Annotated in this window: 10 protein-coding genes; 3 read left to right on the top strand and 7 right to left on the bottom strand. The window is 61.4% G+C overall.

Features of this window, described 5'->3' with window-relative positions; genetic code table 11:
- Position 1: 1 nt before the first annotated feature.
- From NW844_RS04265 to NW844_RS04250, 4 genes are all read right to left on the bottom strand, one after another.
- Entirely contained in the window at positions 2 to 355 is a 354-nt protein-coding gene (locus NW844_RS04265; protein WP_414333781.1) for a hypothetical protein, read from the bottom strand.
- An 85-nt stretch (positions 356 to 440) separates the two neighbouring features.
- On the bottom strand, positions 441 to 2,549 hold the full coding sequence (locus NW844_RS04260; protein ID WP_414333779.1) for a TIGR00300 family protein: 2,109 nt from the start codon (positions 2,547 to 2,549) through the stop codon (positions 441 to 443).
- A gap of 70 nt (positions 2,550 to 2,619) precedes the next feature.
- Entirely contained in the window at positions 2,620 to 3,372 is a 753-nt protein-coding gene (locus NW844_RS04255; protein ID WP_414333777.1) for a response regulator transcription factor, read from the bottom strand.
- Positions 3,373 to 3,520: 148 nt separating this feature from the next.
- Entirely contained in the window at positions 3,521 to 5,290 is a 1,770-nt protein-coding gene (locus tag NW844_RS04250; RefSeq protein ID WP_414333775.1) for a dipeptide ABC transporter ATP-binding protein, read from the bottom strand.
- Between the two features lie 458 nt (positions 5,291 to 5,748).
- Here NW844_RS04250 and NW844_RS04245 point away from each other — a divergent pair, with 458 nt between their 5' ends.
- Positions 5,749 to 5,949 (top strand): hypothetical protein, encoded by a 201-nt coding sequence (locus tag NW844_RS04245; RefSeq protein ID WP_414333773.1) that lies wholly within the window; start codon positions 5,749 to 5,751, stop codon positions 5,947 to 5,949.
- 188 nt (positions 5,950 to 6,137) lie between these two features.
- Here the strand turns inward: NW844_RS04245 and NW844_RS04240 are convergent, their stop codons facing one another.
- The 3 genes from NW844_RS04240 to lpdA form a co-directional block, all read right to left on the bottom strand.
- On the bottom strand, positions 6,138 to 6,782 hold the full coding sequence (locus NW844_RS04240; protein WP_414333772.1) for a DUF305 domain-containing protein: 645 nt from the start codon (positions 6,780 to 6,782) through the stop codon (positions 6,138 to 6,140).
- Between the two features lie 65 nt (positions 6,783 to 6,847).
- Positions 6,848 to 8,155: a class I SAM-dependent methyltransferase gene (locus NW844_RS04235; RefSeq protein WP_414333770.1), complete on the bottom strand. Its 1,308-nt coding sequence runs from the start codon at positions 8,153 to 8,155 to the stop codon at positions 6,848 to 6,850.
- Between the two features lie 99 nt (positions 8,156 to 8,254).
- Complete coding sequence (gene lpdA, locus NW844_RS04230) at positions 8,255 to 9,637, bottom strand: dihydrolipoyl dehydrogenase (RefSeq protein ID WP_414333768.1); 1,383 nt, start codon at positions 9,635 to 9,637, stop codon at positions 8,255 to 8,257.
- Between the two features lie 144 nt (positions 9,638 to 9,781).
- Between lpdA and NW844_RS04225 the strand changes: the two genes are divergently transcribed.
- Together NW844_RS04225 and NW844_RS04220 are read left to right on the top strand one after the other, a co-directional pair.
- Positions 9,782 to 10,561 (top strand): HAD family hydrolase, encoded by a 780-nt coding sequence (locus NW844_RS04225; RefSeq protein WP_414333766.1) that lies wholly within the window; start codon positions 9,782 to 9,784, stop codon positions 10,559 to 10,561.
- Positions 10,561 to 11,415, top strand: coding sequence for a M28 family peptidase (locus NW844_RS04220; RefSeq protein WP_414333764.1), 855 nt, complete (start codon positions 10,561 to 10,563; stop codon positions 11,413 to 11,415). Before NW844_RS04225 ends, NW844_RS04220 begins: the two co-directional genes overlap by 1 nt.
- The last annotated feature ends 109 nt before the right edge of the window (positions 11,416 to 11,524 follow it).

The following is an 11,524-nucleotide window of genomic DNA, read 5'->3' as shown; positions in this document are numbered from 1 at the left end:
CCTACAATCGACGCGCCTGATCCAGAGCGTCAAAGTACAACAGAGCAAACACCAACAGCGTCCACAGGCCGGCCACCAGGATCCCCACTCCCCACACCCAGGATCCCAAAGAACGCAGCGGCAACATCGCCAAGTATCCCCAAAAGAATCCCAGAGGATAGAGAACACTCAGCACTATCGTGAGAAACAGGCCCCCCAGTCCCAACCCCTCGGCAAAGGCGTGTCCAAACCAGGCTTTGAACAGGTTGGAATAAAAGTTGGTCAGCCAAAACCCCGGAAAGAATAGAGGAATACAAGCCGCTACAGAGGCCAACAATACCCACCACCAAGCTCCAGCATCCGGAGGCAGCGGCATAGGGTCTCCTCATTGAAATTAACCAAGGCCAATTGAAACTTCGGCAAAGACACCTACAGGGTAGCAGCCATTGGGGATGGGGTGGCTAGCGGGCGGCAAGGGCGGGTTCTGGTCGCTTGTACACCTGTCCCAGACGGGCCAACTGCTGCACCAGCAGGCTCAAGAACAGGCCAACATCGGTGACGATCCCCACCGACTCCAGGGATCCCCGATCCGCCAGCTTGGTCACCACCGCCGGGTTGATGTCCACACAGATCAACTTGACCCCGGCAGGCGTCATGTTCCCGGCCCCGATCGAGTGCAACATGCTGGAGAGCATCAGCACCATGTCGGCCCCCTGTAGCAGCCGTGCGTAATCCTCTTGGGCCTTGATCAGATCCATCTCCGTATCCGGCAGCGGCCCATCGTCGCGGATGGATCCGGCCAGCGAGAAAGGCACCTGGGCGCGAATGCACTCGTAGAACACCCCGCCGGTAATCACGCCCGCTTCCACGGCGGCCCGAATGCTGCCGTACTTGCGGATGAGGTTAATGGTTTTGAGGTGATGCTTATGGCCGCCCTTGACCGGGGTGCCCCGCGACAGATCCACCCCCAGCGAGGTGCCGTAGAGATTTTGCTCCAGGTCGTGAACGGCAATGGCATTGCCCCCCAACAGGGCCTGTACATAGCCCTCGCGGATGAGGGTAGCCAAATGGGAGCCGCCGCCGGTGTGAATGACCACCGGCCCTGCCACCACCACCGTTTTGCCGCCCCGCTCTTTGATCTGCCGCAGCTCCCAGGCGATCTGCTCCACCAGAAGCTCCACCCGCCGCTCGCTGGAGACCCCCGATCCCATAAAGGTAAACTCCTGGGAAGAGCGCTCTTTGCTGGCCTGGCGCACGGTGCGGATCCCTTCCACCCCGCAGACCACCGCATCCCCCACCTGCAGATCGCGAATCAGGGTGCAATAGGCTGTGGAGCCCTTGACCACGATCACCCCATCCATGCGCTGCCGCTGCACCGGGATCCACTGGCCGGCCACCCGCACCTGTGTCGGGTAGATGGTGGTGACATAAAAATCGTCGGGAGCCACCCCCGCCTTCTCCACCCGTTCCAGGCGGGCATCCTGCAAGGTCTCGTCCGACAGGCGCCCCCCCCGCTCGATCAAGGCGCTGAGAATGGTATCCAGCGCCTCCTCGGTGGGAGCCGAAACGGCCAGCTCTACTCTGGAAGTGCTCTGCCGCTTTTCCCCAAGCTGAAACTTGAGGATCTGGAAGCTGCCGCCATTGTCCACAATGCAATCGACGGCGCGGGTGAGCAGGTCGCTGTCCACCAAGTGTCCCTCCAGGGTCACCGTCCGGCTGAGCACCGTGGCTACCGGCTCGCTTTGCGGAGCCACCGTCTCGTCCAGGCGCAGCGTCAGACACTTGGCCGCCCCGCCAGCCTTGAGGAACTCCGTCAGCTCCGTCTGCACCACCGTAAAGCCCCGCTCCTGTAGGGTGGCTTCCAGCTCTGGGCTGACCCGGTTCACCAGGATCGTGCCGTTCACATCCACGGCGTTGCAGGCAAAGTGAACGGCATCCGCTTCCTGAACCGGGATCCGCTTTTCGGGGGGCACCCGCATCTCGATCAGGCGGTTGGAATAGGCATCGAAGGCCGGCGGGTAGTAGAGCAAATAGCCCTCGGAGAGAGGGCAAAAGCAGGTGTCCAGATGGTAAAACCGCTCGTCCACCAGCCGCAAAGACAACACCTCGATCCCCAGCCACTTGGCCAGGTAAGGATGGGACTCCAGCATGGAGCGAAAGCCATAGCCCGCCCACAGCCAGCGCCCTGCCCGATCCAGCAGAGCATCTCCCGCCCCCTCAAAAGCCAGGGCCGGCGGCAGCTCATGGACGGTGTAGCCCTGTTCCTCAAACCAGGCCTTGAAATAGGGCTGTTCCCCCTGCCGCTCCGGGTGATAAAAACGGCTCAGCACCACCGTGGATCCGAGGATGAGCCCAGCATTCGCCGTAAAGACCATATCCGGCCATCCTGGCACCGGCTGGATCAGTTTCACCTCCGCCCGCTGCGAGAGATGCCGATAGAGAGCCTGCCACTGCTGCAGCGCCCGTTCTCGCGAAGAGCGGTGGACATTTCCCACCATCCAGGGATTGATCACGTAGTCCACCTCGTAATGGTCGGGTGGGCACATCAGATACTGAATTGCACCAGACATAAACCTCAGACCGCAATCCGCAGCAGGGCATCCCCTAGATTAGCAGTTGTGTGAGCAACATCCTCAAGCATTACTTGAGGGACTCTTTCGCCAGTTCTGGCTGCGGTGGGCCGGGATCGGCGATGTTGGGCAGCTCCAGACAGTAGCCCGCCCCATAGACGGTCTTGATGTACTGGGGGTGGCGCGGATCCGGCTCCAGCTTGGTGCGCAGGTGGCGGATATGGACGCGGATGGTCTCGATGTCGTCGTCAGGCTCGTAGCCCCACACCTCCTGCAGGATTTCGCTGGGGGAAACCGTCTGGCCATGTCGCTGCATCAGGCAGTGGAGCAGATCAAACTCCAGGTGGGTGAGCTTGATGGTTTTGCCGAACCACAGCGCCTCAAACCGCTCCGGCACCAGCGTGAGAGGGCCATAGGTGAGGATCTCGCCGTGCTTGGCCGCCTGTGGGATCCGATCCGAGCGACGCAACAGGGCCCGCACCCGCACCAGCAGCTCCTGCACCTCAAAAGGCTTGGTTAGGTAGTCGTCGGCACCGGCATTGAAGCCTTCGATCTTATCTTGGGTTTGGCCAAGGGCGGTGAGCATCAGGATCGGGATCTCGCTGGTGCGCTCCTCCCGCCGCAAGCGCTGGCAAACCGTCAGGCCATCCACCTGGGGCAGCATCAGGTCGAGAATGATGAGATCCGGGAGAACCTGCAGAGCCAGTGCTTGTCCGCGTACCCCATCGGTGGCCTTCACGACCTCGTAGCCCGCCAACTCCAGATTGATACGCAGAATATCCAGAATCGAAGGGTCGTCCTCAATGATGAGTATGCGAGCCATAGCCGGTTGCAGCCCACACTGCGGATAAAACGTTTTGTTAAATCAGCTAACAAGGAGTCCAAAGCTTTACGACTCAAAGTTTACTTAATTCTAGCCTCATTGCAAATCTGGCCGGGAGGTGCGTGGGTGCGGCTCCAGGGGAAACCCTTCATCCGGCTTGGCGGGCACCACGCTTTTTCGGATCCCCTTTGGGAATGGCGGCGATAAGGCGGCGGGTGTAGTCCTGCTGCGGCTGCCGGTAGATCTGGAAAGCAGGGCCGATTTCTTCGATGCGGCCTCGGTTCATGACCAGGATGCGGTCGCTCATGAACTTGACCACACTCAAGTCGTGGGAGATGAACAGGTAGGTCAGCCCCAGTTCCTCCTGCAGATCCTTGAGCAAGTTCAGCACCTGGGCCTGCACGGAGACATCCAGGGAAGACACCGCCTCATCGCAGACGACCAGGCGCGGCTCTGAGGCCAGGGCGCGGGCAATACAGATCCGCTGCCGCTGTCCTCCCGAAAATTGGTGGGGCAGCCGATCCAGCGCCTCGGGATCCAACCCAACTCGTTCAAACAGGCGTTGGGCTCGTGCCCGGCGCTCGGCGGCGTTTCTCCCAATCCCGTGCAGCGCCATCGGCTCCATGACGCTGGCTCCCACACTCATGCGCGGGTCCAAGGCAGCCGCCGGATCCTGAAAGATAAGCTGAATCTCGCGGCGGCGGCGGCGTAAGCGTTGAGGCGGCAGGCGGAGCCAATCCTCCCCGTTGTAGATTACCTGGCCGGAGCTGGCGCGGATCAGGCGCAGCAGGGTTCGCCCCAGGGTGGTTTTGCCGCAGCCGGACTCTCCCACCACCCCCAGGGTTTCCCCCGGATACAGGTCGAAGCTGATCCCGTCCACAGCCCGGATCTCGCCCACCTGGCGGCCCAATGGCCCGCGACGGACGGCATAGTGGGTGCGCAGATCCCGCACCTGCAACAGAGGGGGCTGGCTGCCTATCCGGCGCAGCCGTTCTTCCTCTTCGGCGGCTGGGATCTCCAGTTGCTGCCACCGCTCCTCGAGGGATCCCCCCTTCTCCTGAAAATCCTGGACGGTGGGCAGTCGCCGCAACCGCCGCTCCAACACCGGGCGGCAGGCCAGCAGGCCGCGGGTGTAGGGGTGCTGGGGATTGCCAAAGATCTGCTCCACCGATCCTTGTTCCACAGCTTGGCCGCGGCACATCACCACCACCTGATCTGCCAATTCCGCCACCAAATTGAGGTCGTGGGTGATGAAGAGGATCGCCATCTGCCGCTGCTGTTGCAGATCCCGGAGCAGGCGCAAGATCTCGGCTTGTACCGTTACATCCAGAGCGGTGGTCGGCTCATCGGCAATCAACAGTTTGGGGTTGGAGGCGATGGCACAGGCAATAGCCGCCCGTTGGATTTGGCCGCCAGAGAGCTGATGGGGGTAGCGCTCCAGCATCTGGGGAGAAAGCTGCACCTCCTCAAACAGGCGGACGGCTTGGGCGCGGATCTCCGTCGGGGTTAGGGAGGTGTTGGCCCGCAGGGTTTCCTGCAATTGCTGGCCACAGGTGTAGAGGGGGTTGAGGGCGGTGCTCGGCTCTTGGAAGATCATGGCGATCTGGGCTCCGCGGTAGCGCCGCCGTTCCTGGGGATCCAACCGCAGCCAGTCCACCGTGCCGTTGGGGCCCCTGAAGAGGATTTTGCCTTCCACCCGGGCCGAGCTGGGCAACAGATCGATCAGCGTCAGGGCAGTCATGGTTTTGCCGGATCCCGACTCCCCCACCAGGCCCAGAGTCTGGCCGATCCCTATCCGAAAAGACAGCCCATCCACCACCTCTGTCCTGCCAAGACCAACCGGGCGGCTGGGCAAGAAAACCCGTAGCCCTTGTACAGTCAACAGGGCAGCCTCGGCAACAAGAGCAGCATCAGCCATGGCGACTATGGCAATAGGAGGATTGGCAGGATTATAGACCACTGACCCCGGCTGCCCAAGTTCTCTCCAGTTCCCAAGGGGAGGTTGAGGGCTTTGGGGTTTGCAGCAGGCTTGCCTTTTAAGAACTCAAATGAGAGATTTCAGCAGGTGTCCAGGAAGTGTCGATAGTATAGAGAGATTATAGAGAGATATAGATATATAGGTTAGATTGTGAGGCACAAGCTGCCCTCATCGCTAGACACGCTTATCGGAGAAGATCCTGAGAAGCTCGTAGATTTAGACAGCACCCATAGCCAAACTCGGTAAAACTACCATTGGCGATTTCCTCGAAAGCTTTGCATGGATCACCCCGGATTTTGATCGTCAAAATACGTGATCCTCGCGATGGCTATCCAAGGGCACTTCCGGCATTCTATAGGCTAGGTTTATAAATTCTGACTTCAGATGGCGAGGTTAAGATGAGCATTCCCGAGATCCTCGATGAAGTTTTAAAATCCTCGATTCTAACTCCACAGCAGGAGTCCAGCATTAACCAAATCCTCTGGGAAAGAAGCTATGATCCATCCGACCTAGAAGCTCTGGACGAGCTGGTTGAAGCCATTCTGCGCCAAGAGGTGAAGGCTACTTCCGATCCTTGTAAAAAGCCCGGCCTTGATTGAAGACAGTGCCCAGATCGGGTCTAGAACTTGCCCTGTAGTTTAGTGGGGGGCGGAAGAGCCCTCAAGAGAGCCGTCTCCGCCCCCCGCATGGTGACGAGCTTGAACCCCTTGAGAGGGTGCCCCCGTCCTGTCCAGCCTTCTGGGATAGATCTACGGATGGGGCAGGGATCCCTGTAGCTAGCCCTACCCTACTGCGGATACCACTGCTTTTGCCAAGCGCGCATCTGCTGGATCTCCGTCTGCTGGGTAACCGCAATCGCCTCTGCCAGTTGACGGATCTCGGGGCGCTTGGATTTCTTCAGTGCCTCTCCGGCCATGCTCAAAGCCCCCTCGTGGTGCTGGATCATCGCCTGCAGAAATCGCCGGTCAAACTCTCGGTCGGCGGATCCCAGGTCTGTATCCATGCGCATGTGGGAGATCATTTCTGGGGTCATGGCCATCAGGTGCCCCATTTCCTCGTGCCACATCATGGGATCCTGTGGAGCTTGTGGGTACCAGCTCAGCCGCCACGCCCGCATTTGCTCGATTTCTTGGCTTTGGGCCGTCAAGATAGCCTCTGCCAATTGACGAATTTCCCGCCGCCGGGATTTTTGCAGGGCTTCTTCAGCCATGCTCACAGCTCCCTCATGATGGAGGATCATGGCGTCGAGGAAGCGCAGATCAAAGGATTCATCTGCAGGGCCGAGGCTCATCAGGTGAGCCATGGGGACAGAGGGATCCCTATTGGTGTCGTGGGAAGCGGCCTCTGTCCTCACCCCCCCGCCAACCCACGGAGTGCTGAGGACAAATGCGCCGGCAAGGAGCAGACCACGGGCAGTCTTGTTGAAGAGCATCGCTATTTCTTCCTGGCGACAACGGCCTTGTATTCTACAGCCTCTCCCCTACTCCCTTTGGGGAGTTAGGAAGCAACTCGGAGAACTAAGCGGTCGGCTTCCCACTGTTGAAACAGATGAAGGACGTGCTCGGCTCTCTCGGCGTGCTGATCCAAAATCTCGCTGCCGGAGCGGGCTTGGTTGGCCAGAGGCAGCAGCAGCTCCACCACCTGGTGGCGGCTGGAGGCGATCATCTTGCCAGGGATCCGAGCAATGGGCCAGAAGATGTCCATCTTTTGGGTCACAATCTGGGCCGGATCCACCTTGCCCAGCAGATCCGAAAGGGGGATCTTTTGATCCCAGTAGCGCACCTGGCCGTGCTGGAGAAAGAGGGGGTTAAGCTGCCAACGGGAGCTACGGAAAAACTCGGCTGTGAAGGGATCCCAGTTGGCCACCTTCTTGCCCTGGTGGCAGCACCAAAAGAGATTTTGCGTGTGGTAGAGGGGCTCCAAGTACTCGATGACCCGCAGTTGATCAATGCGGGCGAGGGCCTCGTAGCGGCGGTGGAACTCCGGGTGGGTGGCGGCAATTAAGGGCTTGGCATTCCAATAGTCCAAGTAGGGGGCAACATCGATAAACTCCAGACCCGCCTGGGCCAAAAGGTCGGGGATCTCGCCGATGTCAAAAGGAATGTCGTTGGCATGGAAGAAGTTATCGACGATGTTCTCATCTGGTAAGTAGTATTCCTCGTGGGCCTTGGCATGCCGGGCCAGCATGGAACTGGGATGGGCTGCCTTTAACAATTGCCGCACAAATTCGATCTTTTCCGGGGTGGCCGGCGGAGTAATCCCCAGCAGCTCCAGAGCGCGGCGAATGCGGTAGAGGTGCCAACGGCCAGAACGGTTGTAGAGCATCAGCGCCATTACCCCCTCGGGAGCTAGGCGCGAGGCCAAGTTTCTCAAAGCCTTGACCGGATCGGCGGTGTGGTGGATCACCCCATAGGAGCTGATCATGTCGAAGCTCCCCTCCGGCCAAGTGGAGGGATCCATCAGATCCCCATAGTGCACTGAGCAGTTGCGCAGGCCGTGGTACTTGATCCGTTTTTGGGCGATCTCCAGGGCCGGGCGGCTGAGGTCGATCCCGACCACGGCGCCGTAGCCGGGGTTGCTGGCGGCAATGCCGTGCACCTCCCAGCCGGTGCCGCAGCCGGCCACCAAAAACCTGGCCCCGCTGGGCTTTTGCAAGGTGCGGGTGCGGGCGTATTGGGCCAGAATGTAGCTGCCCAGACTGGAAAAGCCCTCAAAGGGCCGGTCGTAGGGAACGGGCGGGTAGGGAAACGCCTCGTACTGGGCTTGCACCGCCTGGGTGATCTCCGCTTCGTTGGCCAAAGCCACGTCCTCCCACCTCTTCCCCCCTATCCTAAGAGTCTTTGTAGGTTTTTAGACCGGTTTTGGCCGTCAAGTCGGCCCGTGTCGGTCGGCAGCAGGGCACGGCTAGGCTGCGGTCAAACTGTGGGCAGCTCGCCGGTAGGCTTCCTCCAGCGTCTCTGCCAGGGTGGGGTGAACGTGCACCAGGCGGGCCAGCTCTTGCACCGTGGCGCGGCGGGCGATGGCCTGGGCCGCCTCGTGGATGAGATCCGCAGCATGCGGCCCAAAAATGTGGGATCCCAGCAAAAGCCCTGCCTCCTTATCGAAGACCAGCTTGACCATGCCCTCCGTCTCGCCAGAGGCGATGGCCTTGGAGTTGCCACCAAAGTAGGTGCGCACCGTGCCCACGCTGTAGCCCTCGGCTTTGGCCTGGGGCTCGGTTAGCCCCACAAAGCCCATCTCCGGGTGGGTGAACACCGCCGCCGGGATGCTCAGGTAATCCATGTAAGCAGGGCGGCCACAGATGTTTTCCACCGCCACCCGCCCCTGGGCCGCTGCCGCGTGGGCCAGCATCAGCTTGCCCGTCACATCACCAATGGCCCAGAGGTGGGGCAATTCGGTGGCCATGCGGCTATCTACGGGTACAAAGCCGCGCTTGTCCGTGATAACCCCCAGCTCCGCCAGGCCCAGCCCTTCTGAGACCGGGATCCGACCGGCGGCCACCAGGCAGCCATCCACCTGCAGTGTCTCGCCATTAGAGAGGTGGATCGTCACCGGCTGGCCAGGGATCACCTGCTTGGCCAGCACGCCCACATAGGTCTGGATTTGCCTGGGTTTGATCAGCACCCGCTGGGCCAGGCGGGCAATGTCGGGGTCAAAGGCCGGCATCAGGGTCTCCAGGGCCTCGATGAGAATGACCTGGGATCCCAGCGCCGTGTAGACGTCGGCAAACTCCTGGCCAATGTAGCCGCTGCCGATGATGGCCAGCCGCTCCGGGATCCACTCCAACCGCACCGCCTCGTCGCTGGTAAAGACCGTGCGGCCATCTACTTGGATCCCCGGCGGCACAAAGGGTCGGGAACCCGTGGCCAGAATCACATCCCGCGCCGTGTAGGTTCGAGATCCCTTCTCTTCCTGGACTTCAACCATTTGGGATCCCGCCAGCCTGCCCCGCCCTCGCAGGATTGTTACCCCCAGCTTCTCCAGGGAGCGAGTCATGTCGGCGCGGATCTTCTCCACCACCTGGGTGGCGTGATTGGCAATCGCCCCCCGGTCAGCCTGGACGGATCCCACTTGGATGCCCAGCCCAGCGCTGTGTTGCAGTTCCCGCAGGCGGCCGGAGGCGGCCAGCAGAGCCTTGGAGGGGATGCAGCCGCGGTTGATACAGGTGCCGCCCATTTCCGCACCTTCGACGATGGCGGTTTTGAGGCCGGATTCGACGGCATGGAGCGCTGCGCCGTGGCCGCCGACGCCGGCACCAATGATGATCAAGTCAAAATCGAAGCTCATGGCGAGACTTGGATAACCGGTGCCTCATTTTCTCATCTTGTTGGCCTTCCCAGGAACCTGGCTGAGAGCATCCAAACCATGAGGTAGCATAGGGTCGCCTGCCCAGTTGACAGGAGGCTGGCGGGGTGGGAACGGGGGGTGCGCATGGAACTGCAAGCTTTGATTTTCGACGTGGATGGCACGCTGGCGGATACGGAGCGGGATGGGCACCGCGTGGCCTTTAACGCCGCCTTTGCCGAGGCAGGCTTGGACTGGCACTGGTCGGTGGAGCTCTACGGCCAGCTCCTGGCTATTACGGGCGGCAAAGAGCGCATTCGCCACTTCGTCGAGACCTGTCAGCCGCCGCTGCCTGCCGGGGAAGACCTGACGGCCCTAATAGCCCGGCTGCACCAGGCCAAGACCCGCCACTACACAGCTCTGCTGGCCCAAGGAGGGATCCCCTTGCGCCCCGGAGTCAAGCGCCTCTTGCAGGAGGCCAGAGCCGCCGGGATCCGCCTGGCCATCGCCACCACCACCACGCCCGAAAACGTGACGGCCCTTCTGGAGCACACCCTGCCGGAGAGCCTGAGCTGGTTTGAGGTGATCGCTGCCGGCGATATTGTCCCCGCCAAAAAGCCCGCCCCCGACATCTACTTCTACACGCTGGAACAGATGGGGCTGCGCCCCCAGGAGTGCCTGGCCTTTGAGGACTCTGAGAACGGGCTGCGCTCGGCCCAGCAGGCGGGCATCCCCGCCGTGGTGACGGTTAACGATTACACCCGGGAGCAAGACTTTTCCGGAGCAGCCTTGGTGCTGGATCACCTGGGGGAGCCTGAGTTGCCGTTTCAGGTGCTGGCGGGAAGGGCGGGATCCCACCGCTACTTCACCCTGGAGCTGGCCCGCCAGGTTCATGCCCAAGCCATCCACTCTGAGGTAGAAAACTAATGCCGGAGGCAGGGAGCGAAGACCTGCAGCAGCGCCTAGAAGCCCATCTGCGACAGGTGGCCCAGCCGCGGGATCCCGACTGGTCGCCCCTGGGCCACAGCCAGGTGGAGCGCTACATCCAAGAGGAGCTTTCCCGCTATGGGCTTGTAGAATCTTTCTCCTTCGAGGCTCGGGGCTGCCAGCACCGCAACTGGATCTTGAAATTGCCGGGATCCCATCCCCGCCGACCGCCCGTTCTGGTCGGGGCTCATTTTGACGCTGCCCCGGCCACCCCTGGAGCCGACGACAACGCCAGCGGTGTGGCGGTGCTGCTGGAGCTGGCCCGCCATTTTGCCACCCATCCCGCCCTTTCCTCCCTGTGGCTAGTGGCCTTTGACCTAGAAGAGCGGGGCCTGCTGGGGAGCAAGGCCTACGCGCGCTTTCTTAGACAACAGCGCCAACCCCTGCGGCTGATGCTCTCTCTGGAGATGCTGGGCTACCGCGATCCCACGCCCGGATCCCAGCGCTACCCCGCCGGCCTGGAGCGGCTCTACCCTGACCGGGGGGATTACATTGGCCTGATTGGCAACTGGCCCGCCCTGGGGGATCTGCTGAGGCTACAGCACAGTTTTCAGCAGGCGGGGATCCCGTGTTGCTGGTTGCCGGCCGGCCAGCGGGGTTTGATCCTGCCGCTTACCCGCCTTAGCGACCACTCCCCCTTTTGGGATGTAGGCTACCCCGCGGTTATGGTGACCGACACCGCCTTCTTGCGCAACCCCCACTACCACAAGCTCAGCGACACCCTTGAGACCCTAGATCTTGACTTTTTACTGGGGGTCTGCCAGGGCTTGAGGCAAGGTCTTGGATCCCTCTAGCCGCGACCTCGATTCCCAACTCCCCTCTCCCTGAGGGAGAGGGGCTGGGGGTGAGGGATGTCCCTGAGGGAGAGGGGCTGGGGGTGGTCGCGTGAGCGGCGCGGAGCGC

The sequence above is a fragment of the Synechococcus sp. H55.2 genome (assembly GCF_047462495.1).
Lineage (GTDB): Bacteria > Cyanobacteriota > Cyanobacteriia > Thermostichales > Thermostichaceae > Thermostichus.
The sequence above is the reverse complement of the archived record's forward strand: the minus strand, read 5'-3'. Positions and strand labels throughout refer to the sequence as shown.